Source organism: Aurantiacibacter sp. KMU-128 (assembly GCF_056933515.1).
On the sequence record NZ_JBXORT010000001.1, the window covers coordinates 2,709,023 to 2,732,410 of the forward strand.

A 23,388-nucleotide genomic window follows, 5' to 3' on the forward strand; every position below is an offset into this window, starting at 1 on the left:
GCCGCTCATCCTGAGCCTGTCGGAAGCGAAGCTGGCCATTAGACCTACGACTGTTTTTCTTCTCGTTAGACCGGCCTCAAAAAAGAAGAACAGCCCTTCGACAAGATCAGGGCACACGGATATGGGGTTTCGATGCAGAACATAGAAATCCTCTACGAAGACGGCGAAGCGCTGGTCATCAACAAGCCGGCTGGCTTGCCGATCGAGCGGCCGCGCAAGGGTGGGCCAAGCCTCGAAGACCATCTCGAAGCGCTCAAGCTCGGCTTCCAGCGCGCGCCGCAAGCCGTCCACCGGCTCGATACCGATACGTCGGGCTGCCTGCTGCTGGCGCGCAATCCCAAATCGCTGAAACGCTTCAACGCCGCGTTCGAGGCGAAGGTGGTGAGCAAGACCTATCTTGGCATTGTCGCCGGGTCGGTCAGCGAGGACGAAGGCACCATCGACCTCGCCCTGTCCAAGATCAGCAGCGAGGCGAAGGGCTGGCGGATGATCGTCGCCAAGAAGGGCAAGCCATCGGTCACCCATTGGACGAAGCGCAAGGAGCTGGAAGGCGGGCTGACGCTCGTCGAATTCCGCCCCGAAACCGGCCGCACCCACCAGATCCGCGTCCATGCCGAACACGCTTTCGGGCGCAGCCTGCTGGGCGATCCGGTCTATGGGCACAAGGATGCGCGGGTGAGCCGCACCATGCTCCATGCCAGTGCCATCACCGTGCCCCGCGAAGGCAAGCCCGATATTGTGGCCGAGGCTCCGCTTCCCGCCGACTTTCTGGCGCTGGGAGCGGGATAATGTCCGGCATCCTCGACGATCTGCTGTCGCGTGCGAATGCGATTGCCGAGGAGAGCTTTATCGCCGCCTCCGGCCCCGGCGGGCAGAACGTCAACAAGGTGGCGACGGCGGTGCAGCTGCGGGTGAATATCTACGCGCTCGGCCTCGCTCCGCGCGTGTTCCACCGGCTGAAAGACCTGGCGGGCAACCGGCTCAATAGCGCAGGCGAGATCGTGATCGACGCGCGCAACCACCGGACGCAGGAAGCGAATCGGCGCGAGGCGCGCGAGCGGCTAGGCGAGATGCTGGCCAAGGCGCTGATAGAGCCCAAACCGCGCGCCAAGACCCGGGTAAACCGCGTCGGCAAGACCAAACGCCTTGCCAGCAAGAAGGCACAGGGCGAGAAAAAGGCGCTGCGGGGGAAGGTTGATCTCTGAGCGGGCCACCGCGCTCCCCGCTTGACTTTTCCCCGATTCTCCATCATTGGCGCTGCGATTGAGGGCGGCGCGCTGCGTCGCCTGTTGTTTTTTCGGACCGCTGTGGTCCTCCAAACATATTCGAAGGCAAGACCATGGCGAAGCCCGCAACCATCAAGATCCGCCTCAACTCGACGGCAGACACCGGCCACTTCTACGTGACCAAGAAGAACCCGCGCAATCACACCGAGAAGTTCACCTTCCGCAAGTATGATCCGATCGCGAAGAAGCACGTCGAATATAAGGAAGGCAAGATCAAGTAAGACGGCGCGCCGCGCTCTCTTTCAGAAAACTTGCCCGAAACCTGAACGACGCCAGCCTGCGAAGTTCAGTGACAGTTCAACGCTCCGCCATTAGGAACCGAGGCTCGCTCCCATGCATTGGGGGCAGCACTCGCAAGGATGGAATGATGAACACGATTGCCCGCCTGATCGCCAAGCCCCTCGCCGCCACCATGGTTGGCGCGCTGGCACTGTCCGCGCCCGTGGCCCTGACCGCTGCCGAGGCCCCCGCCTCGCGCGTCGTTACCCAGACCGACGATCTCGACCGCGCCGTCGCTGCTCTGCGCGCCATCACCACGATGCGCGCCGATTTCACCCAGACGGACCGCGCGGGCAACAGCGTCTCCGGCACGCTCACCATGCGCAATCCCGGCCGTATCCGTTTCGAATATGGCCGCGACACCAATATGCTCGTCGTGTCGGACGGGCGCGCGCTGACGCTGGTCGATTACGATGTGAACCAGGTCGAACGCTGGCCGATCCGCAATTCGCCGCTGGGCGCGCTCCTTGATCCGCAGAACAATATGCGCGGCTATGGCCGGCTGGTGCCCACCAGTTCGAGCAATGTCATCAGCATCGAAGTGCGCGATCCTTCGCGCCCCGAATTCGGCGTCATCACGATGATCTTCGTCGAGGATACCTCCGCGCCGGGCGGGCTGGAGCTCGCCAGCTGGGTGGCGCTCGATGCGCAGAACACGCGCACCACGGTGCGGCTGCGCAACCATCGCTACGGCGTATCGGTGCCCGACAGCGCGTTCACCTATCGTGATCCGCGCCGCTCCACCCGTCGCCCGGGGTAGTCACTCGCCGCTGAACGGTTGTAAATTTGCGACAAGCAACGGCGAAAATTCATTGGCGTGACAGGCTTCGCACCCTAAATTACAAATTCAAGACGCCCGGGGCGGGTTTCCCCCCTGTTGCCCTGCTCCATCATAGGGCGTTCTTGAAAAGCGTGACGAACGCTGAAAATGGAACCCCCGTCGCAATGCCCCCGCGGCGGGGGTTTTTTTATCTGGTGATGGAGACTAGGTGATTCCTATGATCTCGATCGCCACCTGGAACATCAATTCCGTCCGCCTGCGCCTACCCATTGTCGAACGGTTCCTCCAAGAGGAAGCGCCCGATGTGCTGTGCTTGCAAGAAATCAAATGCCAGGCGGAGCAGTTTCCGGCGAAGGCACTGGCCGAGCTTGGCTATGTCCATCAGGCGGTGCACGGGCAGAAGGGCTATCACGGCGTCGCCACGGTCAGCCGCGTGCCGATCACCGAATTCTCGCGCCATGATTGGCAGGACAATGGCGAGGCGCGCCATGTCGGGGTGGAAATCGGCGGGCCGGGCAAGGGGATGATTCTGGAGAACGTCTATGTCCCCGCAGGCGGCGACGAGCCCGACCGGACGGTGAATCCCAAATTCGGGCAGAAGCTCGATTTCCTCGAACGGATGACGCGCTGGGCGGACACAGTAGACCGGCCCACCATGATCGTCGGCGATTTCAACATCGCCCCGCTCGAAAGCGATGTGTGGAGCCACAAGCAGTTGCTCAAGGTGGTCAGCCACACGCCGCTGGAATGCGAGACCTTGCAGCGCTTCAAGGACGCGCATGGCTGGACCGATATCGGGCGCGAGCATATCCGCGACCCCGAACGCTATTACAGCTGGTGGAGCTACCGCGCGAAGGACTGGCAGGCGAATGATCGCGGCCGGCGATTGGACCATATGTGGGCGAGCCCCGACCTCGCCGCGCAATCGACCCGCCATTGGCTGCGCGAGGATGCGCGCGGGTGGGAGAAGCCCTCCGACCACATCCCGCTCATCACCGAGCTCGACCTCTGACCATGGACGGGCGTTCCCCTGCACGGCGCGTGGCGCAAGCGGTGGACGCGCTGCGCCATGGCTGGCCGCTGCGCATCGGGGACGCGCCGGTGCTGCTGCCCATCGAGACCTCGCCCGACAGCGCGCCGCAATCGGCCCATTTGCTGATTTCTGCTGCGCGGGCAGAGACATTGAAGCTCGGCAATCAGCGCGCGGCGGCGGGCGGACACACGCCGGTACTGGTGCGTGCGGCAGAAGCACTCGATATCCGCACCGCACTCCCCGCAGCCGATCCTGCGCTCGACGGTGCGAACCCGCTCAAAGGGCCGTTCAAGGCCGAGAATCTGGCGTGGGCAGAGGACGCGGCAGCTGCGATGGAACTGGCGCGGATTGCCGGAATCCTGCCCGCCTTTCTTGTCGATCCGCAGCCTGCGGGTGAACCGGTGGCGCTGGAGGCTGGCGATCTGGCGGCATGGGCTGCGCCCGCCAATCTCGCCATCGCCACCCGCGCACGCCTGCCCATCGCGCATGAGGAACACGCCGAGATTATCGCCTTCCGCTCTGCCAATGACTCGCGCGAACACGTCGCCATCGTGCTGGGCGAGCCATCTTCAGACCACGCGCCGCTTGTCCGCCTGCATTCCGAATGCCTGACGGGCGACATTTTCGGCAGTCTCAAATGCGATTGCGGCCCGCAACTCGACGGCGCGCTCGCGGCGATGTCGGCCGAGGCCGCGCGGGGTGGCTGGGGCGTGCTGCTGTATATGCGGCAGGAAGGGCGCGGGATCGGCCTCATCAACAAGCTGCGCGCCTACCGGTTGCAGGATGAAGGTTTTGACACGCTGGAGGCCAATCGCCGCCTCGGCCTGCCCGAGGAAGCGCGCGACTTCCCGCTGGCCGCAAGGATGCTCGATCTGCTCGGCGTAGGCGCGGTGCGTTTGATGACCAACAATCCGGAGAAAGTGGCTGCGCTCGAAGCCGCCGGAGTGACCGTTACAGAACGCGTGCAGCACCAGCGCCCCGCCAATCCGCACAATGCCCGCTACCTCGCCACCAAGCGCGACAAGTCCGGGCATTTGCTGACTTGAATCGGCTCACGCGCCGTCTGCGCAACACGCGCCTGCGCTTTTACGGGCGCGCGCGCTTTGGTCGCGACAGCCGTTAGTACGGAAGGCCCCGGCTGAACCCTATTCCGGCAAAACCGCGCCGCCGGCGGGCCACTCGCTGTCTCCGATGCGGGTCAAATCCATGCGGAAGAACTCGAAAGGCGGCCGACCCTCCATCACCATGTGCCCGGTCTGGCGCCACATCCCGTCCTCGAAGCGCGCTTCGTATACCGTGGTGCCCGCAGGTGTCTCGATTTCCCAGCGATAGCCCGTTTCGGTGGCTTGCAAAGGAAAAGAACCTGCATTCTCCAGCGTCCAGCTGGTCATCAGATAGCCCTCGCCATCCGGAGCGGGGGCGATCACGGCAAAGGCGTTGAAAAGGACATTACCGTCCCCGTCATACCCCTTGCCTTCGACCGCACGCACAAGCCCGCCAAGCATCGGGCCGACCCGTTCGGTCTGGGTGAATTCCACCGGGCCTTCCGGAGTGACAAACATCGCCGTGCCGCGCCATTCGCCATCCATCCACGCCAGCGGGTCGTGCGCCGGTGCAGTGTCCGGTGCAGCCTCTTGGGCAGTTACTTCTGTCGATAAGGCCAGCGCAACAGGCGCGGCGAGCGAGATGAGAATTTTGGTAAGCATAGCTCCCTCCCTTATGCAGGAGGTCAGTCTGCCCGAATTTTGGCTCAGTTCAAGCGATCAGCGCACTTCGTAGCGGGTCAGGCCACGGCCCAGCGTGTTCTCGCCGATGCCGCCCATATCGCCCGACCAGTCGGCCACGAACACCGTGTTGCGCTCCACACCGGGGGCGAGGCGGGCGTCATTGCCCACCACGACCAGCCCGCTGGAGCTGCGCTGGCGGCCTTCGGCCGCGACTGCGATGAAGGCGGAGTAGTTTTCCTTGTCAGCGCCTTGGACGAACCAGTTGTTGCTGATCTGACCGGCGGAACCGCCCGGCAGATCGATCATGTAATTGGTCGCGCGGCCTGCGGCATCGTCAAAGCTGCACGAGGCGATATCGACGCGCGCGGCTCGCGATTTGACGTAGTGCCCGCCGCGTCCCTGCTCGAACCGGCTGCGGGTGATGCGGACATGGGCGAGATCGCCGGTATAGACCGAATGCGCGCAGCCGCCCGCGCCTTCGCAGGTGCCGAGGCGGGTGAAGGTCGAACGGTCGATCACCAGCTGAGAGTTGGTGTCGCTGGCGGTCAGAATGCCCTGCTGGCTATCGCGGAACCAGCTTTGCGCTACCGTCAGATTGCCTGCCTCGAAGCGGATGCCCGCGCCGTTGAAATCGGGCACACGCATATTTTCGAAAATGATGCCTGCAACTTCGGCATTGCGCCCACGGAGCACTAGCGCCGCCTTGCCCTCACAGGTCACGCCGTCGAAAATCACCGAGCCGGGTTCGCTGGCGAGGTAAGAGACTTCTCCCGCCGTCTGCACCGCGCACTGCTCGTGGCGGCCCGGCGCGATCGCAATCGTGCCGCGCCCGTCACCAATCGCGTTCACCGCGTCCTGCAAGCGGGTGAAGCCCTGCCCGGTCTCGACCACCGTGTATGGCGCATCGGTTGCTTGCGCGAAGAGTGCGCTGGCGGGAATGGCAGCGATAGCGAGCGCGGCCACAGCAAGCGCAAGCTTGGCGGTAAAGCGCGATGCGGGCGTTGGGGCGGGCGGGCAGGGGACGGCGTGTGTCATGCCCGCAGGCGTAGCGCAAAAGGGTTAAAAGGCGGCTAAGTCTGCCCTGCGCTCAGCCCCGCCAGCGCCACCCGCCGCGCGTGTGCCGCTTGGCGATCCAGAGGAAGGGGATGGTGATGGCTGTCAATGCGACGATGAAGAGGGGTAGGCCCAGCCATTCGACCGAGAGGCCGAGGCCGATTGCGGCTGCGATAAAGGCAACCAACAAAACCCAGCCTTGCCACGCACAGGGCAATCCTGCGCCATAACCGAAGCGCTTGGGTTCAAACCATGGGTCAGTTCCGAACAGGTCGCGCAGCATCCTATTTCCCTTTCGTCTTCGTGCCCGGCATTTGGTCGAGGTCGATGATGTCGGCGCGGGCGATTTGCCAGCGGAACATCAGCACACACCAGATCGCGGTTGCCGCCAGGAACAGGATGGTCGCCGTGGCCTTGCCCCAATCCCCGGCGAGAGTCGGCATAAGCAGCGAATAGAGCAGGGCGAGGATCGCGAAGGGGATGAACCATACACCGGTGGCAATCCACCCGGCGCGGCCCTTGGCCACGATCTTCCGGTTCCAGCCGCGCTTGTAGTAAAAGAAGATCTTTTCCTCGGCCATCGGTCAATCCTCCTTCGGCGGCCTGCCCCGTGGCGGGCGCTTGCTGTGCGGGACCACATGGCCCCGTGTCCTTAGCGCTTCGCGCAGCAGCATTTCGATCTGCGCATTGACCGAGCGCAGCTCGCCCGCCGCCAGACGCTCCACCGCATCGTGGAGCGCCGGGTCGAGCCGCAGGGCAAAGGCCTTCTTCTGCGCCATGGTCTCTTAGTAGAGCGAGCCTGCATTGACGACGGGGTTCACTTCCCGCTCGCCGCACAGCACCACCATGAGGTTGGACACCATCGCGGCGCGGCGTTCGTCATCCAGTTCGACAATCCCGTCCGCGCTGAGCTTTTCCAGCGCCATTTCGACCATGCTGACCGCGCCCGCCACCAGCTTGGCGCGCGCCGCGATCACGGCTTCGGCCTGTTGGCGGCGCAGCATCGCTCCGGCAATTTCGCTGGCATAGGCAAGGTGGGTGAGGCTGGCCTCGTCCACGACCACGCCCGCTACCGAAAGCCGTTCGTTCAATTCGGCCTGCAGCTCGGAATTGACGACTTCGGGATGGCCGCGCAGCGTCGTCTCGTTCTCTTCGAAATCGTCATAGGGATGGCGCGCGCCCACCGTGCGCAGCCCGGCCTCGATCTGGATGTTCACAAATTCCTTGTAATCGTCGACATCGAACACCGCCTGCGCGGTATCGCGGACGCGCCAGACCACGTTGCACGCGATATCAACGGGATTGCCGCGCTTGTCGTTGATCTTGATGCGTTCGGAATGGACATTGTGCGCGCGCACATTGACCTTGTTCTTGCCCATCCACGGCCACACCCAGCGCAGGCCTTCGGTGCGGTCGGTGCCGCGATATTCGCCGAACAGCGTGATGACTACGCCCTGATTGGGCTGGATCATATAGAACCCGGCCCAGGCGAACAGCGCCATGACCATGCCGAGGATAGAAGCGAGAATCATCGTCGCCCCGCCACCTGCTTCGGCGACCCAGATGCCGTTGGGGATGCCCCAGCCCGATAGCGCTGTCAGCGCGAGCGTAATAAACAGCAACAGAAACCCGTTATAGCCGCTGGCGGAGACTTCCCGGCTGCGCGCCATGTGCGTGTGCTCTTGATCCATATGAAATGCCCTCCTGATATAAATATGATATCGTATTTATATCAATCTGGGTGAATTGCAAACAGAATCGGCGAGGGATCAGTTTTCGCGGATCGCCTTCAGAAATGCTGCGCCGAAGGCATCCAGCTTCTTCTCTCCGACGCCGGGGATTGCCGCCAATGCCGCCAGCGATGCGGGGCGCTCGGCTGCCATGGCGCGCAGCACCGCGTCGTGGAAGATAACATAGGGCGGAACCCCCGCTTCGATAGCGAGATCGCGGCGGAGCGTGCGCAGCGCGTCGAACAGCGGATCGCCCACGGGATTGGGCGTGGTATCGCCGCGCCCGCGCCTTGCCCGCCTTTCGCGCGGCGGCGGCAGGACGATCTCGACGCTGCGCTCACCCTTAAGGATTGCCCGCGCTTCGCCTCCCAGCTCCAACCCGCCATGCGCATTGGCCACCAGCACACCCTGCGCCTGCAAAGCCCTTGCGAGCGGTTTGAGCAGCGGCGCTTCTTCCGCAGTGACGATACCGAATACGCTCAGCGTATCGTGCCCGCGCTGTGTCACCCTCTCGTCCGCCTCACCGGTCAGCACTTTGGCGAGATGCGTCAGGCCGAAGCTCTGGCCGGTGCGATAGGCGGCGGAAAGCAGCTTGCGCGCCAGTTCGGTGGTGTCGGCGGTCTTGGGCGGGGAGAGGCAATTGTCGCAATTCCCGCAAGTGGCTGGCGGCTCCTCGCCGAAATGCCGGAGCAGCACCGCGCGGCGACAGCCCGGCGCCTCGACCAAACCCGCAAGCGCATCGAGCCGTGTGCGCTCGCCCGCCTGCCGTGCAGGGTCGAGCTCGGCCAGCCGCTGGCGCGCGGTGGCAAAATCGCCCGCGCCCCAGAACATCACCGCCTGCGCCGGATCGCCGTCACGGCCCGCGCGGCCGGTTTCCTGATAATAGCCCTCGATCGATTTGGGGATGCCCGCATGGGCAACGAAGCGCACATCGGGCTTGTCGATCCCCATGCCGAAAGCGACCGTGGCGACGATCACCATATCCTCGCTGGCAACGAAAGCCGATTGGTTGTCCGCGCGCACCTGCGGATCGAGGCCCGCATGGTAGGGCAATACCCGGCGGCCCGTCGCGCCGCCCAGCGTTTCCGCCAATTGCTCCACCTTCTTGCGCGTCGGCGCGTAGATGATCCCCGGCCCCGGCTCTTCGGCGAGCAGCGCCGCCAATTGCTTGGGCCCGTGCTGGCGCGGGCGGATGGCGTAGCGGATATTGGGCCGGTCGAAGCCCGCCAGCACCATGCCTTCCGCGGGAATGCCGAGCTGGGTGAGGATGTCTTCGCGCGTATGCGCATCCGCCGTCGCCGTCAGCGCGAGACGCGGGACGTGCGGGAAGGCATCCATCAGCGGGCGCAGCTGGCGGTAATCGGGGCGGAAATCGTGCCCCCATTCGGACACGCAATGCGCCTCGTCGATAGCGAACAGGCTCAGCCGCGCGCGGCCGAGAAGATCGCGGAAGGCGGGCTGGCTCGCACGTTCGGGGGCGACATAGAGCAGGTCGAGCGCGCCTTCCTCGAACGCGCGCATCGTTTCCCGCCAGTCGGCATCGACAGAGGTGAGCGTGGCGGCGCGAATGCCGTTCGCCCGCGCACTGCGCAACTGGTCGTGCATCAGCGCGATCAGCGGCGAAATGACTACGCAGCAGCCATCGAGCATGGTTGCAGGCAGCTGGTAGGTAAGCGATTTGCCCGCGCCGGTCGGCATCACCGCAAGCGTCGACTGCCCCAGTAGCACCCGCGCCACGACATCGGCCTGCACCCCGCGAAAATCGGCAAAGCCGAACAAGCGGCGCAGTTCTGCGCGCGCCGCGTCGAGCGGTTCGGGAGCAAAGGCGGTGGAAGTCATCGCCCCGCTTGTGGCAGAAGCGCCGCGCTGCGAACAGAGTTGCAACGGGGCATTTCCACGCGCGCGCGCCTGCGCTATCCTTTCCGTCCTGTTTTTATCTTCGAAGGGGAAGACTTATGAAGAAACTTGCATTTGCCGCCACTGCTGCGGCCTTCGCTCTGGCCGCTTGCGGCGACACCACCGACGCTTCCGAAGAAGCGCAGGCGGATACGGTGGAAATCGCTGCTGACGAAGCGATGGAAGATATGCCCGAACCGGTGGAAGACGAAGCGGCGACCGAGGAGGTGACCGAGGAAGCTGCCGAGACGCAGATGAATGTGACGCAGGAAACCGCGGAACGCGCGGCTGACAACGCCGAAGCTGCCGTTGACGACGCACTCGCCGCTGCCGAGGCTGCTTCTGCCGAGCTTGAAAACGCCGCCGAATAAGCGGTTTGTCCGCTAGCAAGACGCGCCCGGTGCCACCCGGCCCCGGGCGCGTTTCTGTATGCAGCGCAGATAGTATCGCTTGAAACTGGAATGCCGCGCCGCCCCGTGGTATTTTGCTCTGCATGAACGATCTCGCCAATACGCCTGCCGAGTCGGTGGACTATTCCGCCCTTCCCGATGTCTCCGATGACGTGTTCACCGCGCCGCTCAAACGGCCCGATCATGTCGGGCCGGACTGGCTGGAGCCTGCGCAGACGCAATACACTTCCGAAGACGATGCGATCTGGAACGATCTGTTCAATCGGCAGATGGAGATCCTGCCCGGCCGTGCCTGCTCGGCCATGTTCAAAGGCCTCGACACGCTCGATCTGGGCAAAGGCGGCGTGCCCGATTTCGGCAAGCTCAGCGAAGAGCTGGGCGCGCTGACGGGGTGGAGCGTGGTGCCTGTGCCCATGCTGATCCCCGATCACGTATTCTTCTGGCACCTCGCCAACCGCCGCTTCCCCGCAGGTAATTTCATCCGCACGCGCGAGACATTCGACTACATCCAGGAACCCGACGTGTTTCACGACGTGTTCGGCCATGTCCCGCTGCTGACCGACCCGACCTTTGCCGACTATATGCAGGAATATGGCCGCGCCGGATGGAAGGCGATGCGATACAACAAGCTCAAGGCCTTGGGCGCGCTTTATTGGTATACGGTCGAATTCGGGCTGATCATGGAGCAGGGGGAACCGCGCATCTACGGTGCAGGTATCCTCTCCGGCCCGCAGGAGGCGGTGTTTGCATTGGACGGCCAGTCCCCCAACCGCATCATGCTCAATGTCGACCGCGTCATGCGCACCGACTATGTCATCAGCGATTTGCAGCCGACCTATTTCGTGATCGAGAGCTTTGACGATCTCTACCACCAGACGGTGGATCGCGATTTCGACCGGCTCTACCGCAGCCTCGGCCCCGGCTTCACCTACGCCAATTCGGCAGTGATCGATGTCGACGATGTGCTGCATCGCGGCACGCAGGAATATTTCCTGCGCGGCGGACGCGGATCAAGTGCTGCTCCGGTTTAGAAAAAGGACAAGAGCGCCACGCCCATCGCCACGCGGTAAATCACGAAGACCAGCATACTCGCCTTCTTCAGGAAGTTCATGAGGAAGGCCATGGTGGCGAACGCGGCGAGGAAGGTCAGCACACCCGCAATCAGCGCCTCTACAGCCAGATCGCCGCCCGCTTCGAAAATCTCCGGCACGATCAGCACGCCCGCGCCCGCCACGGCGGGAATTGAGAGCAGGAAGGAAAAGCGCGCCGATTCAAAGCGGCTGTAACCCAGCACGCGCGCCGCCGTCATGGTGACGCCCGATCGGCTGGTGCCCGGAATAATGGCCAGCGCCTGCGCAATGCCCACGATCAGGCCATCGCGCCAGGTCATGTCCTCGAACTTCTTCACCTCGCGCCCGAAATGGTCGGCCAGACCCAGCAGGATGCCGTAGAAGATCAGGTTGAAGGCGATGAGATCGGTAAATCGGATCGAGGCCATCAGATCGCCATCGGTTATGGTGATGCCGAAAACACTGCTAACCAGCCCGTTGAACAGCCCCAGCTTGATCGACAGGCCGAAAGCAACGGCGGGGATAGTGCCCAGCACAATCCACCAGAACAGCTTGCGCTCCGCCGGAGCCTTGCCAATCCCCACGCTCGCAAAACCGCCGCGCGCCAGGGACACCACGTCCTTGAAGAAATACACCATGATCGCCAGCAGCGAGCCGACGTGCACCGCAACGTCGATCAGCGGCCCTTGATCGGGGAAATCGGTGAAATTGGGGATCAGGATCAGATGGCCTGAGGAGGAAATCGGCAGGAACTCGGTGATCCCCTGCACGATGGCAATCAGCAGCAATTGGAGAAAGGTCATGGCCTGATGCGTGTCCGTTTGATCGGTGCGGAGATGCGCCCGAATGCTGTCGCGCCAACAAACACAAACGGGGGCGAAGTCAAGCCTCGCCCCCGTCCGATATTACCTGTGCTGCGCGCTTACCAGATGCGGATGCGCTGTTCGGGCGGCAGATAGAGCTCGTGCTCCTCGGTCACGCCGAACGCCTCGTACCAGGCATCGGTGTGGCGCACGGCGTTGTTGAGGCGGAATTCACCCGGCGGGTGGTTGGCGGTCATCACGCGGTTGCGCAGGCTCTCCTCGCGCTCCATCCCGCGCCAGATCTGCGCGTAGCCAAGGAAGAAGCGCTGGTCGCCGGTCAGCCCGTCGATCACCGGCGGCTCCTCGCCGTTCAGCGAGAGGCGGTAGGCACGGTAAGCCATTTGCAGGCCAACCACATCGCCCAGCGTTTCACCCATCGACTGGCGGGCGCGCAGGCACACAGGGCCTTCAGCGCTGTTGACGGGGCAATAGGCTTCGATGAATTCACCCATCTGGCGGGTGAAATCCTCGAACCCGGCGCGGTCTTCTGCCTGCCACCAGTTGCGCAGCGTGCCCGTGGCATCGAATTGCGAGCCCTGGTCGTCATAACCATGGCCGATTTCGTGCCCGATCACCGCGCCGATGCCGCCGTAATTCACCGCCGGATCGGCATTCATGTTGAAGAAGGGCGGCTGCAGAATCGCGGCGGGGAAGACGATGCGGTTGGTCAGCGCCGAGTAATAGGCGTTCACCGTCTGCGGCAGCATCCCCCATTCGCTGGGATCAACCTGCGTGCCGAGCCGCGCGTAATTGTCCTCGTTGCGCCAGCTTGCCGCGCTCATCGCGTTGGCCAGCGGATCATTGGCGGTAACTTCGAGGCCGTCATAGGTCTCGAACACATCGGGATAGCCGATCATCGGGACAAAGCCGTTCAGCTTGTTGCGCGCTTCTTCGAGCGTTTCGGCCGTCATCCACTCGTTTTCATCGAGCGACATCGACATGGCGCGCGAGAGGTTGGCGACCAGTTCGTCCATCTGTGCCTTGGCTTCGGGCGGGAAATAGCGTTCGACATAGAGCGCGCCAAGCTGTTCGCCGAGCATCCCTTCAACCGTGCCGATCGCCCGCTTCCAGCGCGCTTCCTGCTCTTCCGCGCCGCCAATCGTGCGACCGTAGAAATCGAAATTCGCCTCGTCGAGCGCGCTCGACAGCACCGATGCGTTCCCCGACAGGAACCGCACCGCCATATAGGCCTGGATGGTCGGCAGCGGCGTTTCGGTCAGCAGTTCCATCATCGCGGGCAAACCGCCACCGATGAGCGCGAGTTGCTCCTCGGTCAGCCCCAGCGCCGCGATTTCCTCGTCGGTCGGCGGCAGCTGGCTGGCGAGGAAGCGCTCCTGATCGGCAAAGCGCCCGGCTTCAAGCAGCGCGCCGATGGGGAAGTCGCCCGCCATCGCGTCCAGCTCTTCGCGGCTGAGCACGTTGTAGGTGAGCTGCGGAATGCGGAACATCTGCCGTGCCCATTCGATTTCGGCCACTTGGTGCTCGAAGGCATAAACGGCTGCGGCAGCACCAGCCGGATCGGGGTAACCCGCCGCTTCCAGCATGGTGGCGAGATAGCCCATATAGGCTTCGCGGATCGCCAGATTGCTTTCCGAATCGACCAGATAATAATCGCGGTCGGGCAGCCCGGTGCCATTGAAGCCGAGCGACACGGCATATTCGGTCGGATTGCGCGCATCGATGCCCACGCCTGCCGAAACGAGGCTGGGATAACCCGGCTCTTCCATGAGGCGGACCAGCGCTTCCAGATCCGGCGCGGTGAAAATCCGCTCCAGATAAGGATAAGCAGGTGCCAGCCCGCGCGCGTCGATCGCTTCGATATCGAGATAGGCGTTATAGGCGTCAACGATGCGGCGCTCGGTCGTGCCTTCTGCCGGGTTGGAGGCGACGAGATCGGCCATCAGCCGCTGCACATCGACCACCGACTGTTCGCGCAGCATATCGAACGCGCCGTAACGCTGGCGGTCAGCCGGAATTTCGTTCGTCTCCACCCAGATGCCGTTGGCATAGGCGTTGAAATCGTCACCGGGATGCAGATCGGCGTCAATGTAATCGAGGCCGACACCCCATTCACCAAAATCCATGGTGGGGCCCGAGGGCGTTTCCTCCTGCGCGGCGGCGGGCATGGCGATTGCCAGGCCAAGCGCCGAAACCGAAGTGACGAGCAAAGTGCGGATCATAAGGCAGTCCTCTACGATGAAACGGTTGGATAGAGCGATAACACGAAGGCGCGTCACGCCAAGAAGAAGTTACAGATGTGACATTCGCCAATCGACCAAATGCCGACTCCCCTCGACACGCGGCTTTTGACCGCCAAGGTCAGGCGGCCGCCACTTCGTCAAATTGCAACGCCGCCAGCCGGGCGTAAAGACCACCCGCAGCCGACAGGCTGGCATGGTTGCCCTGTTCGACGATACGACCGTTTTCAAGTACAACGATCCGGTCTGCCGCGCGCACGGTGGCCAGCCTATGAGCAATCACCAGCGTGGTGCGGTTGGCCATCAGCCTTTCGAGTGCATCCTGCACCAGCCGTTCGCTTTCGGCATCGAGCGCACTGGTGGCCTCGTCCAGCAGCAGGATCGGCGCATCGCGCAGCAACGCCCGGGCAATCGCCACGCGCTGGCGCTGTCCGCCCGAAAGCCGCGCCCCGCCTTCGCCAAGGAAGGTGTCGAGGCCCTCGGGCAGGTCGCGCAGGAACTCCTCGGCATTGGCCGCGCGCGCCGCCTCCCAGATCGCGTCCTCGCTCGCATCCCATGCGCCGTAGCGCAGATTGTCGCGCGCGCTAGCCGCAAACAGGATGCCCTCCTGCGGCACCAGCGCCATGCGGCGGCGGATCTCGGCAGGATCGGCCTGGGTGAACGGCACGCCGTCGAGCTTGATAGTGCCCGCTTGCGGATCATAAAATCGCTCGGCCAGCTGGAAAATGGTCGACTTGCCCGCGCCCGAAGGCCCGACAATCGCCACCGTCTCACCCGGCTCGACCGAAAGCGTGAAATCGTCGAGCGCGGTCTCGCCGGGCCGTGTAGGATAGCGGAAAGTAACGCCCGAAAAGGCGAGCGCACCGCGCGGCGGCACGGGCAGCGCCTGCGGGCGGGCAGGCGGCGCAATCACTGGCCGTTCGTTGAGCAATTCGTTGAGACGGCTTGCTGCACCCGCGCCGCGCAGCAGATCGCCATAAACTTCGGTCAGCGCCCCGAATGCCCCCGCCGTTATCGCCCCGGCGAAGATGAAGGCGGCAATCGTGCCCCCCGATATCAGCCCTTCGCTCACCATCGTGGCACCACGCCACATCAGCACCGTAATCGCGCCGAAAATCAGCGTGATAATCAGCGCGGTCATCACCGCGCGGATCAGGATGCGCACCTTGGCGACGGCAAAGGTCTTCTCGACCGCTTCGGCAAACCGTCCGGCCTCGCGCGCTTCCTGGTTGAAGCCTTGCACAATCTTCATTGCCGAAAGCATTTCAGTGGTGATGCCGCCGACGGAGGCGACATTGTCCTGGCTATCACGGCTGACATTGCGCAGGCGGCGGCCGAAAATGGTGATCGGGATAATCACCAGCGGAATCCCCGCCAGCAACCACACCGCCAGTTGCGGCGCCATCCAGAACAAGTAGCCCGTACCCAGCACCGCCATGATCGAATTGCGCAGGGCGACCGAAACCGTGGTGCCCACAACCTGTTCGATAATCGCGGTGTCCGCCACCATGCGGCTGGAAATTTCCTTGGGGCTGTTCTCTTCGAAAAAGCTGGGGGATAGGCGAAGGAGGTTTTCGTAAACCTCGCGCCGGATATCCGCGACCACCCGCTCGCCGATCCAGCTGACGAAGTAAAAACGCAGTGCAGTCCCCATGCCCAGCACGCCCACCAGCAGCAGCAGGTAGCGGAACCAGCGGCCGATATCGCCGTCACCCTCATCGCCGAACCCGCGGTCGATAATCGTCTGCAACGCATTTGGTAGCGCCAGCGAAATAACCGCCGCCGTGATCAGCAAGGCAATCGCTGCCAGCGCGATCTGCACCGGATAGCGCGCCGCTGCGCGCCAGATCATCCGCAAAGGGCCGAGCGACTTGGCCGGCTCCACCTTATCGATTTCGAGAACGTCATCCATTGCGCCGAGGCCCTAGCCCAAGCCGCGACAAGATTGAAGCACCACGATGGCGCCGTGCCCCAATATGACCGCCTAAAACTTATGCCGCGTTGCAACATGAAACGAAAAGGGGCATATCGTCGCCCCAAGCGCGGCAAAACGGACAAATCCGGCCCGCATCAAACCGATCCGCAGGGGACGCATTTTTGCTTTATTCCGCTTACGAGATGCAGAAGGCGTGGCTGTCTTCGGCCAGCCACTGGGCGAGCGTCGGTGCCGAACTGCTCGATAATCCGGCACTGCCCATGGGCTATTTCGGCATGGGGCCTGCTGCTGCAAGCGCGTTGAAAGTCTTCGCCCATCTGTATGAAGACCGCGGCAAACCTTCCTTCGATATCCAGCCGGTTATGGTCGATGGCGAGGCAAAATCCGTCAGCGAGACCGTCGTGCTCGAAAAGCCCTTTGGCAGCCTGCGCCGCTTCGTGCGCGACGGCTTGCCCGAAGACGCGCCCAAGCTGCTGATCGTCGCTCCCATGAGCGGCCACTTCGCAACGCTGCTGCGCGGCACGGTGCAGCGTCTGGTGCAGAACCAGCAAGTGTGGATCACCGACTGGGCCGATGCGCGGATGGTGCCGTTGTCAGCGGGCCATTTCGATCTTGATGACTACATCGACTATCTGATCGAGTTTATGCGGTTTATCGGGCCGGATACGCATATGCTGGCCGTTTGCCAGCCCTCGGTGCCCGCCTTTGCCGCTACGGCGGTAATGGCCGCCGCCAAGGACAAATGCCGCCCCAAATCGCTCACCATGATGGGCGGGCCGATCGATACCCGCGCCAGCCCCACCAGCGTCAATGATCTGGCGATGGAAAAGCCGCTGAGCTGGTTCCAGAACAATGTGATCGCCACCGTGCCGTTCAATTATCCCGGCGCGGGCCGCAAGGTCTATCCCGGCTTCCTGCAACTCGCCGGTTTCCTCAGCATGAATCTCGCCGATCACATGATGAGCCACTACGAAATGTTCAAACACATGACGATGGGCGATCAGGACAGCGCCGACCGCACCAAGCAGTTTTACGACGAATATCTCAGCGTCTGCGACATGACGGAGGAATTCTACCTGCAAACCATCGTGCACGTGTTCCAGGAACATTCGCTGCCCAAGGGCGAATTTGTCCATCGCGGCAAGGCGATTGATCCCGATGCAATCCGCGACACGGCACTGCTCGCCATCGAAGGCGAGTTGGACGACATTTCCGGCATCGGCCAGACCCGCGCCGCGCTCGATCTCGCCCCGCACCTGCCGGAAGCGAAGAAGCGCTACTACCTCGCCAAGGATTGCGGGCATTACGGCATTTTCAACGGCAGCAAATGGCGCAACAAGATCGCGCCCGTGGTGGAAGAGTGGCTGAGGGAGAATGGGTGAGCGGTCGGTGAATTCCGAACTGCTTTAGGAACCCGTGACCTCGGCCTTCTTTTTGCCAAAGATTCGCTTGAGCAATCGACGCAATGTCAGCACCAAAGCAACGGCGATAACCAGTAGCACCGCCGCCACGCCTGCCGCCGCCCACGGGTACTCGTAAACGACCCACAGCAGGCCCACGGTCGCCACGTCCTCTGCGGTGGAAGCGACGATATTCGAAACGGGCTCGGGCGAGGTGTTCATCGCGGCTCTGGCACCCGCTTTGCCGCCATGCGCCAGCAAGGCGCCGCCGCCGCCGAGCAGGAAGGCGACGACTTGCAGCGCCGGTTCGCCCGGATCGACAATCGCCAGCGCCAGCAGCGCGCCGCCCACCGGTCGCACCAGCGTATGCACCGTGTCCCACGCGCTATCGAGCCATGGCACCTTGTCGGCAAAGAACTCGGCCGCCGCGCCGAAGCCGGCAATGCCCAGCACCCACGGATTGGCGAGCACTTGCAGCGATTGCAAATGGTCAGGCAGCGGCACCACGCCGCTGCGCATCGCAAGCCCGGTCGCCAGAATGACGAGATAGAGCCGCCACCCCGCGAGCAGGCTGGCGCTGGCGGCGATGCCCAGAATTTCTACGATACCAAGTGGTGCGACCCCGTCCATGGCGCGATTATCCTACGCCTGCACGGTTTTGTCGAGTGCGCGCCTTACGCCGTCGCCGCCTGCCGCGATGCCGCCAGCTTTTGCGCCACCGGCGAAGGCTCGAACCCGCGCCGCTTCTGCCGCCACTGGCTCCATAGCGCCGCCTGGAACGCCAGCAGGATGAACACGAAGGACTGGAAGGCGATGCCGACAAACAGCGCCCCGACAAGGAAAATGATCTGCGCGTGCTGCAAGGCGGTGGCGAGATCGAACATGAAGACATCGCGGTCGGGCCGCTTCTTGCCCTCGCGCCAGCGGATGCGCTCCATCTGGTAGAGTCCCAGCCCCTGCAAGGACAGCCACAGGAACAGGCCGAGCCAGCCCTGTTCGCCCAGCACTTCGAAATAGGACGAGTGATAGGCGCGCGCCTGGTCGGTGATCTCGCGATAGGTGACGCGGCGGTTGTTGCCTTCGCCCTCGATCTCGGGAATCTCGTAGGTGAAGCTGTTGCCGCGATAGGCGTCAAAGCCGCCGCCGGTGGGGTTGGCGAGCACGTAGTGATATGTCCATTTCCACACTTCGATGCGGGTGGACGCGCTTTCGTCCGAGCGGAAACCGGTGATCGTCTCCATCCGCTCTTTGTATTCCTGCGGCAAGAATGGCGTCGCCGCGACCACGGCGACCGCGGCAAGACCTGCAATCAGGAAGCGGTACTTCACCTGCCGCATCAGCAGCACGCCGAACACGGCGATGCAGATCAGGCCGGTGCGCGCGCCGGTGCCGATCGGGATCAGCATACAGGCGAAAATCAGCGCGGCGGAGAACACCCAGACCGTCCAGTGCGGCGGGAAAATCGATCCGCGCCGGGCAAGGAACAGGATCAGCGGGATGCTGGCAATCGCCGCCGTCGACATGATCGAGCCTTCGTAAAGCCCCGCATCGACATTCACCAGCAACACCAGCTGGCCATAGCCGCCCCCGCCGAAAACGGTCTTCATGCCGCCTGCAATCGCGTTCGCGCCGATCGACAGCACGAACACCAGCAGCGCCGCTTCCAGCCGCAGCCGTGTGCGCAGGGTGAGGGGGAGGAAAGCGGCGAAGAAGATGCTCTTCCACACCCAGTCCCATTTCTGCCACGCAAATTCCTGGAATACCGCGCCCAGCGTTGTGTACCCGCACCACGCGAGCAGGCCGACCATCAGCGCCTGTGTCAGCGTAAAGCGGCTGTTCTCTTTCGAGTCGAGCACGACATAGCCCGCAAAGGCCGCCAGAAAGGCGACGAGCGAGAGTTGCAGGCTGCGGATAAAGCCCCAGCCGATCATCTGCGGCGAGACGATATCGACATAGATATAAAGCAGCACCCACAGGAAGGGCCGCTTGAAGCCCATCGCCAGCACTATGGCGATGAAGATAAAGAGGACGATATCACGCATCGGCGCGCGGCTCCTGCGTGCCGGATGCCGGTTGGCGGTTTTTCAGCCACGGCTTCACCGGCTTGTCCTCTGCCGCGCCTTCGTCATCGAGTTCGGGCCGGAAAATGATGCGCCACATGGCGACCAGAATCAGGCCGTGGGTCAGTCCGATGGCAAACAGGTCAATCACGTGGGGTTGTTCATCCGCAAAGCTTTGAAGGCGCCGCTTTAGGCCAAAGCTCTTGACGGCCCGTTAAGCACAACCGGGTTAATGCGCGCGCCATGACCCGGATTTTGCACGTTCTCGATCATTCGCTGCCGCTGCATAGCGGCTACACCTTCCGCACTCGTGCGATCCTGACCGCGCAGCAGGCGCTGGGCTGGGAAGTGCGCGGCATCACCGGTCTGCGGCATTCGGAAGCGAGCCCGCCGGTGCAGGAAGTGGACGGTTTCACCTTCCACCGCACGCCGGGCAAGGCAGAGGGGCCAGCGGGCCTACGGGAATGGCGCGAAATCGGCGCGCTGACCGATGCGATTGTCGCGCTGGCACAGGAATGGCGTCCCGATATCCTCCATGCCCACTCGCCCGCATTGGACGGCCTTGCAGCGGTTCGTGCGGGCAAGAAGCTCGGCATTCCCGTCGTCTACGAAATCCGCGCCTTCTGGGAAGATGCGGCGGTGGGCAATCTCACCGGCACGGAAGGCTCGCTCAAATACCGCCTCACCCGCCAGCTGGAAAATATGGCGGTGGCCGGAGCCGACCATGTGATGACAATTTGCCAGGGCTTGAAAGACGATCTGGTGAAACGCGGCGTTGCGCCTGCGAAGATCGGCATCATGCCCAATGGCGTCGATCTCACCATGTTCGGCGAACCTGCCGCGCGCGATGACACTTTGGCCGAAGAACTCGGCATCGGCAGTGGGCCGGTGATCGGCTTTATAGGCAGTTTCTATGATTACGAAGGGATCGACGATCTGATCGCGGCCATGCCGCTGCTGATCGAACGCCACCCCGATGCACGGCTGCTGCTGGTGGGCGGCGGCCCGATGGCCGATAGCTTGAAAGCACAGGCCGAAGCCTCGCCCGCAGCGCATGCCATCCGCTTTACCGGCCGCGTACCGCATCACGAAGTCGAGCGGTATTACGCGCTCACCGATATTATGGCCTATCCGCGCAAGGCGAGCCGCCTCACCGATCTCGTCACGCCATTGAAGCCGCTGGAAGCGATGGCGCAGATGAAAATCGTCGCCGCCAGCAATGTCGGCGGGCACCGCGAACTGGTGACGCATGGCGAGACTGGCGTATTGTTCGCACCTGATGATCCGGGCGCCTGCGCGGCGACGCTCGCCGACCTGATCGACCGGCGCGGCGAGTGGGAAGCGTTGCGCGCACGCGGCAAGGAGCATGTGCGGGCCAATCACGACTGGCACGCCAATGTTCAGCGTTATCAGGTCGTTTACCAAACCCTGTTAGGCACGAATGTGAACCGCCGGATTTCCGCCGCGGCCTGACAGCCAGGCCACCGCAGTATCGGCGCAGAACAGGAACGTATCGTGGCGTCAATGCCCATGGATAATGCACCCACCACACGCGGCCGCGGCAAGCCGCCGGTCAGCGCGCACCCGGCTTTCCCGGCCGTGGTGGCCTTGTGGTTTGCCGCCCTGCTCGGGATCGGCAGCCTGATTCTTCCGGTCCGCCTGTACGAGGCGATCCTCGCTGCGACCGGCATTTCGAACATCATCACCGCCGCCGCGCCGCCGCTGGGCTTTACCGCGCGCGCACTGATCGCGCTGGTCGCCACCGTTTGCGGTGCGGGCCTTGGGCTCTACGCCGCGCGCCGCATCGGAGGAAAGAGCAGTGATCGGGTAAAGAGCAGCAAGTCCGGGTTTTTCCGCCGCGACGACTCCTCCCGCCGTGCCTTCAGCGCCGCGGATGAAATCGGCGAAGACGGGATTGAGGATGAAGAGGATGACCTTCCGCCGCTGCGCGAGTCTGTGATCCCGGCAGGACGCCGCCGCGCGCTCGCCATGGTGGAAGACGACGGACCGAGCGAATTGCTGAACGCAGCGCCGCTCCCCGGCGAAGGCACTGACTCGCTTGCAGGTCTCGGCGGCGCGGTGATGCACGCTGACGACGCGCTCGAACTGTTCGAAGAAATCGAGCCTGACGACTATGCCGATCTGCCGCGGCAGGAATTTGTCGCGGATGCCCATGCCTGGCCACAGGATGGCGGCGCACGAGACGACACCGAAGCGCCGCTCGAACTCGAAATGATTGCGGAAGCTCCGGCGCGCTCCGAACATAGCTCGGGGCAACTCTCCGATCCGCTTCCCTTCTCGCCGCCATCGCTCGGGCGCAAGGATGTGGCACCGGAGGAAGGCGGGCCGGATGGCGCGACGGTGTCAGCGGTTGCCGGACCCGGCTTCCTGAACCCGCGCAGTCCGCGTCTATTCGATCCTTCGCAGGCTATCGCGCCCGCTCCCCAGACAGCTCCCAAGACCGGCGCACCGGAAGAAGCCGCCGCACCAGATTTTAGCGAGGACATTGTGCCAGACAAACCCTTTACGCCCAGCGACGCCTTTTCCGATCCTCTGGCGGCTAATCCGTTCTCCGCGCCGTCGCGCAGCGAAGCAGGTGCCGCCAACGATGGCGCCGAAGGACTGGTTCAGCTGGTGCAGAAACTTGGCTCCACGCTCGAAAAGCATCGCGAATGGAGCGCCCAGCGCGCGGCGCAGGGCATGGCGGCAAAGATCGCTGCTCCTGCTCCGCAATTCGCGGCAGAACAGCCGGTCGCACACGCGGAGGCCAAGCTGGCCGACGAATTCGATCCCGCCGCCGCCGATGACGCGGCAGAGGCCATGGCTGCCTATTTCGGCAAGCCCGCAACCGTCAGCGAACAGGATGATGGCGCAAACGAAGCAGCGAGCGAGCCCGATGCGCGCCCTTTCGCTGCACCCAGGCAGGTTTTCCAGCCAGCCGAAGAGGAAGCTGAAGTACGCGACCAGATGCATCCGGCTCCGCCAGCCCCGGTCGCAGGCGAGGCATATGCTCCGTTCACCGGCTTTGCCGCATCGGCCAATATGTCGTTTAACGCGGCAAGCGAGGACGAGGACGAGGACGTCGCCGATCTGGCCGCCTCGTTCCAATTGCCGATCGCTGCAAAGCCGACGCCGGCTCCGGTCGAAATTGAGCAGGCGGAAACCGATGTGGCAGCCCAGTCGCCACGGCCTGCATTTGATGTCCCGCCGCCTTCCGCCCGACCCGCCGCACCGGCCGAAAGCACCCGCGATGCGGACTACTCGGCCGTTGCTGCACACAATCCGTTCAAATCCAATACCGAAGACTTCGTTCGCATTGACGAGCCGGAGCCCGACACGGCAGAGCCCGCTGTGGTGTTCCCCAACCAGCAGCGCCGCGCCGGTGGACTGGGTCTAACTCCCTCGGCATTCGCAGGTGAGTATGCTAGCCCGGCACGAGCCGCGTCGGCATCGAACCCGTCGGTCTCGAACGACGATAACGAGCGCGCCCTGCGCGAGGCGCTGATGAACCTACAGCGGATGGGCAAGTAAGCCCAGCCGCTGCGCTTCGCCGCTACACATACTTATGCGCCTCTTGTGCGGCGCACCAAAACTTGCAATTGGCTTTTCCTGTCGCCATGAGGGCGCTTCGCGAAATTTTCGTGCAGCAGAGGGCTGTTGATTCGC

24 protein-coding genes are annotated in these 23,388 nt (G+C 63.4%); 11 read left to right on the top strand and 13 right to left on the bottom strand.

The features are described 5' to 3' along the window. Positions 1 to 132 precede the first annotated feature (132 nt). The 6 genes from ACS0VV_RS13265 to ribA all read left to right on the top strand — a co-directional run bounded on the left by ACS0VV_RS13265 (position 133) and on the right by ribA (position 4,425). Complete coding sequence (locus ACS0VV_RS13265) at positions 133 to 789, top strand: RluA family pseudouridine synthase (RefSeq protein ID WP_483533166.1); 657 nt, start codon at positions 133 to 135, stop codon at positions 787 to 789. Beyond that, positions 789 to 1,205 carry an alternative ribosome rescue aminoacyl-tRNA hydrolase ArfB gene (gene arfB / locus ACS0VV_RS13270; RefSeq protein WP_483533167.1) on the top strand — a complete coding sequence of 139 codons (417 nt, stop codon included), beginning with the start codon at positions 789 to 791 and terminating at the stop codon, positions 1,203 to 1,205. Before ACS0VV_RS13265 ends, arfB begins: the two co-directional genes overlap by 1 nt. Positions 1,206 to 1,339: 134 nt before the next feature. Next, positions 1,340 to 1,507, top strand: coding sequence for a 50S ribosomal protein L33 (rpmG, locus tag ACS0VV_RS13275; protein WP_047003840.1), 168 nt, complete (start codon positions 1,340 to 1,342; stop codon positions 1,505 to 1,507). 146 nt (positions 1,508 to 1,653) lie between these two features. Next, complete coding sequence (locus tag ACS0VV_RS13280) at positions 1,654 to 2,325, top strand: LolA family protein (protein WP_483533168.1); 672 nt, start codon at positions 1,654 to 1,656, stop codon at positions 2,323 to 2,325. A 238-nt stretch (positions 2,326 to 2,563) separates the two neighbouring features. Further along, positions 2,564 to 3,358, top strand: a complete 795-nt coding sequence (xth, locus tag ACS0VV_RS13285) for an exodeoxyribonuclease III (RefSeq protein WP_483533169.1) — start codon at positions 2,564 to 2,566, stop codon at positions 3,356 to 3,358. 2 nt (positions 3,359 to 3,360) lie between these two features. Beyond that, positions 3,361 to 4,425, top strand: coding sequence for a GTP cyclohydrolase II (gene ribA / locus ACS0VV_RS13290; protein ID WP_483533170.1), 1,065 nt, complete (start codon positions 3,361 to 3,363; stop codon positions 4,423 to 4,425). Between the two features lie 99 nt (positions 4,426 to 4,524). On the opposite strand, the gene ACS0VV_RS13295 is transcribed toward ribA, so the two are convergent. From ACS0VV_RS13295 to recQ, 7 genes are all read right to left on the bottom strand, one after another. Further along, on the bottom strand, positions 4,525 to 5,085 hold the full coding sequence (locus ACS0VV_RS13295; RefSeq protein ID WP_483533171.1) for a DUF1579 domain-containing protein: 561 nt from the start codon (positions 5,083 to 5,085) through the stop codon (positions 4,525 to 4,527). Between the two features lie 57 nt (positions 5,086 to 5,142). Continuing rightward, entirely contained in the window at positions 5,143 to 6,141 is a 999-nt protein-coding gene (locus ACS0VV_RS13300) for a right-handed parallel beta-helix repeat-containing protein (protein ID WP_483533172.1), read from the bottom strand. Positions 6,142 to 6,193: 52 nt separating this feature from the next. Next, positions 6,194 to 6,442: a hypothetical protein gene (locus ACS0VV_RS13305; RefSeq protein WP_483533173.1), complete on the bottom strand. Its 249-nt coding sequence runs from the start codon at positions 6,440 to 6,442 to the stop codon at positions 6,194 to 6,196. Between the two features lies 1 nt (position 6,443). Further along, positions 6,444 to 6,740 (bottom strand): hypothetical protein, encoded by a 297-nt coding sequence (locus tag ACS0VV_RS13310; protein WP_483533174.1) that lies wholly within the window; start codon positions 6,738 to 6,740, stop codon positions 6,444 to 6,446. A 3-nt stretch (positions 6,741 to 6,743) separates the two neighbouring features. Then, positions 6,744 to 6,938: a type II toxin-antitoxin system antitoxin gene (locus tag ACS0VV_RS13315; protein WP_483533175.1), complete on the bottom strand. Its 195-nt coding sequence runs from the start codon at positions 6,936 to 6,938 to the stop codon at positions 6,744 to 6,746. A 6-nt stretch (positions 6,939 to 6,944) separates the two neighbouring features. Beyond that, positions 6,945 to 7,850, bottom strand: a complete 906-nt coding sequence (locus ACS0VV_RS13320; RefSeq protein ID WP_483533176.1) for an SPFH domain-containing protein — start codon at positions 7,848 to 7,850, stop codon at positions 6,945 to 6,947. Between the two features lie 78 nt (positions 7,851 to 7,928). Beyond that, on the bottom strand, positions 7,929 to 9,728 hold the full coding sequence (gene recQ, locus ACS0VV_RS13325) for a DNA helicase RecQ (RefSeq protein WP_483533177.1): 1,800 nt from the start codon (positions 9,726 to 9,728) through the stop codon (positions 7,929 to 7,931). Between the two features lie 116 nt (positions 9,729 to 9,844). Between recQ and ACS0VV_RS13330 the strand changes: the two genes are divergently transcribed. Both ACS0VV_RS13330 and phhA read left to right on the top strand, forming a co-directional pair. Further along, positions 9,845 to 10,156, top strand: a complete 312-nt coding sequence (locus tag ACS0VV_RS13330) for a hypothetical protein (RefSeq protein WP_483533178.1) — start codon at positions 9,845 to 9,847, stop codon at positions 10,154 to 10,156. A 122-nt stretch (positions 10,157 to 10,278) separates the two neighbouring features. Next, entirely contained in the window at positions 10,279 to 11,226 is a 948-nt protein-coding gene (gene phhA, locus ACS0VV_RS13335; RefSeq protein WP_483533179.1) for a phenylalanine 4-monooxygenase, read from the top strand. Here the strand turns inward: phhA and ACS0VV_RS13340 are convergent. The 3 genes from ACS0VV_RS13340 to ACS0VV_RS13350 all read right to left on the bottom strand — a co-directional run bounded on the left by ACS0VV_RS13340 (position 11,223) and on the right by ACS0VV_RS13350 (position 16,238). Continuing rightward, a complete protein-coding gene (locus tag ACS0VV_RS13340; protein WP_483533180.1) occupies positions 11,223 to 12,068 on the bottom strand; it encodes an undecaprenyl-diphosphate phosphatase in 846 nt (281 codons plus the stop codon). The genes phhA and ACS0VV_RS13340 overlap by 4 nt on opposite strands. A 119-nt stretch (positions 12,069 to 12,187) precedes the next feature. Then, complete coding sequence (locus tag ACS0VV_RS13345; RefSeq protein WP_483533181.1) at positions 12,188 to 14,308, bottom strand: M13 family metallopeptidase; 2,121 nt, start codon at positions 14,306 to 14,308, stop codon at positions 12,188 to 12,190. A 139-nt stretch (positions 14,309 to 14,447) separates the two neighbouring features. Next, a complete protein-coding gene (locus ACS0VV_RS13350) occupies positions 14,448 to 16,238 on the bottom strand; it encodes an ABC transporter transmembrane domain-containing protein (RefSeq protein ID WP_483533182.1) in 1,791 nt (596 codons plus the stop codon). Positions 16,239 to 16,423: 185 nt separating this feature from the next. Here ACS0VV_RS13350 and ACS0VV_RS13355 point away from each other — a divergent pair, with 185 nt between their 5' ends. Beyond that, entirely contained in the window at positions 16,424 to 17,644 is a 1,221-nt protein-coding gene (locus ACS0VV_RS13355; RefSeq protein ID WP_483533183.1) for a polyhydroxyalkanoate depolymerase, read from the top strand. Between the two features lie 24 nt (positions 17,645 to 17,668). Here ACS0VV_RS13355 and ACS0VV_RS13360 read toward each other — a convergent pair whose 3' ends face one another. From ACS0VV_RS13360 to ACS0VV_RS13370, 3 genes are read right to left on the bottom strand one after another with little or no spacing between them, the layout of a single operon-like run. Further along, positions 17,669 to 18,292, bottom strand: coding sequence for a DUF4126 domain-containing protein (locus ACS0VV_RS13360; protein WP_483533184.1), 624 nt, complete (start codon positions 18,290 to 18,292; stop codon positions 17,669 to 17,671). 44 nt (positions 18,293 to 18,336) lie between these two features. Next, on the bottom strand, positions 18,337 to 19,704 hold the full coding sequence (locus ACS0VV_RS13365) for a putative O-glycosylation ligase, exosortase A system-associated (protein ID WP_483533185.1): 1,368 nt from the start codon (positions 19,702 to 19,704) through the stop codon (positions 18,337 to 18,339). Beyond that, the gene (locus ACS0VV_RS13370; protein ID WP_483533186.1) at positions 19,697 to 19,873 is read right to left on the bottom strand and encodes a hypothetical protein; all 177 of its coding nucleotides are present in this window, start codon (positions 19,871 to 19,873) and stop codon (positions 19,697 to 19,699) included. The genes ACS0VV_RS13365 and ACS0VV_RS13370 overlap by 8 nt, the downstream gene beginning before the upstream one ends. 92 nt (positions 19,874 to 19,965) lie before the next feature. Between ACS0VV_RS13370 and ACS0VV_RS13375 the strand changes: the two genes are divergently transcribed. Next, the gene (locus ACS0VV_RS13375) at positions 19,966 to 21,195 is read left to right on the top strand and encodes a TIGR04063 family PEP-CTERM/XrtA system glycosyltransferase (protein ID WP_483533187.1); all 1,230 of its coding nucleotides are present in this window, start codon (positions 19,966 to 19,968) and stop codon (positions 21,193 to 21,195) included. 57 nt (positions 21,196 to 21,252) lie between these two features. Further along, the gene (locus ACS0VV_RS13380; RefSeq protein ID WP_483533188.1) at positions 21,253 to 23,253 is read left to right on the top strand and encodes a DNA polymerase III subunit gamma/tau domain-containing protein; all 2,001 of its coding nucleotides are present in this window, start codon (positions 21,253 to 21,255) and stop codon (positions 23,251 to 23,253) included. The last annotated feature ends 135 nt before the right edge of the window (positions 23,254 to 23,388 follow it).

Coding starts and splice junctions, on each gene's coding strand:
- ACS0VV_RS13350 (WP_483533182.1), bottom strand. CDS start 16,238: ATGGATGACGTTCTCGAAATCGATAAGGTGGAGCCGGCCAAGTCGCTC.
- arfB (WP_483533167.1), top strand. CDS start 789: ATGTCCGGCATCCTCGACGATCTGCTGTCGCGTGCGAATGCGATTGCC.
- ACS0VV_RS13340 (WP_483533180.1), bottom strand. CDS start 12,068: ATGACCTTTCTCCAATTGCTGCTGATTGCCATCGTGCAGGGGATCACC.
- ribA (WP_483533170.1), top strand. CDS start 3,361: ATGGACGGGCGTTCCCCTGCACGGCGCGTGGCGCAAGCGGTGGACGCG.
- ACS0VV_RS13345 (WP_483533181.1), bottom strand. CDS start 14,308: ATGATCCGCACTTTGCTCGTCACTTCGGTTTCGGCGCTTGGCCTGGCA.
- ACS0VV_RS13375 (WP_483533187.1), top strand. CDS start 19,966: ATGACCCGGATTTTGCACGTTCTCGATCATTCGCTGCCGCTGCATAGC.
- phhA (WP_483533179.1), top strand. CDS start 10,279: ATGAACGATCTCGCCAATACGCCTGCCGAGTCGGTGGACTATTCCGCC.
- ACS0VV_RS13365 (WP_483533185.1), bottom strand. CDS start 19,704: ATGCGTGATATCGTCCTCTTTATCTTCATCGCCATAGTGCTGGCGATG.
- ACS0VV_RS13320 (WP_483533176.1), bottom strand. CDS start 7,850: ATGGATCAAGAGCACACGCACATGGCGCGCAGCCGGGAAGTCTCCGCC.
- ACS0VV_RS13280 (WP_483533168.1), top strand. CDS start 1,654: ATGAACACGATTGCCCGCCTGATCGCCAAGCCCCTCGCCGCCACCATG.
- ACS0VV_RS13300 (WP_483533172.1), bottom strand. CDS start 6,141: ATGACACACGCCGTCCCCTGCCCGCCCGCCCCAACGCCCGCATCGCGC.
- ACS0VV_RS13380 (WP_483533188.1), top strand. CDS start 21,253: ATGGATAATGCACCCACCACACGCGGCCGCGGCAAGCCGCCGGTCAGC.
- ACS0VV_RS13305 (WP_483533173.1), bottom strand. CDS start 6,442: ATGCTGCGCGACCTGTTCGGAACTGACCCATGGTTTGAACCCAAGCGC.
- ACS0VV_RS13295 (WP_483533171.1), bottom strand. CDS start 5,085: ATGCTTACCAAAATTCTCATCTCGCTCGCCGCGCCTGTTGCGCTGGCC.
- ACS0VV_RS13360 (WP_483533184.1), bottom strand. CDS start 18,292: ATGGACGGGGTCGCACCACTTGGTATCGTAGAAATTCTGGGCATCGCC.
- ACS0VV_RS13330 (WP_483533178.1), top strand. CDS start 9,845: ATGAAGAAACTTGCATTTGCCGCCACTGCTGCGGCCTTCGCTCTGGCC.
- rpmG (WP_047003840.1), top strand. CDS start 1,340: ATGGCGAAGCCCGCAACCATCAAGATCCGCCTCAACTCGACGGCAGAC.
- ACS0VV_RS13310 (WP_483533174.1), bottom strand. CDS start 6,740: ATGGCCGAGGAAAAGATCTTCTTTTACTACAAGCGCGGCTGGAACCGG.
- recQ (WP_483533177.1), bottom strand. CDS start 9,728: ATGACTTCCACCGCCTTTGCTCCCGAACCGCTCGACGCGGCGCGCGCA.
- xth (WP_483533169.1), top strand. CDS start 2,564: ATGATCTCGATCGCCACCTGGAACATCAATTCCGTCCGCCTGCGCCTA.
- ACS0VV_RS13315 (WP_483533175.1), bottom strand. CDS start 6,938: ATGGCGCAGAAGAAGGCCTTTGCCCTGCGGCTCGACCCGGCGCTCCAC.
- ACS0VV_RS13265 (WP_483533166.1), top strand. CDS start 133: ATGCAGAACATAGAAATCCTCTACGAAGACGGCGAAGCGCTGGTCATC.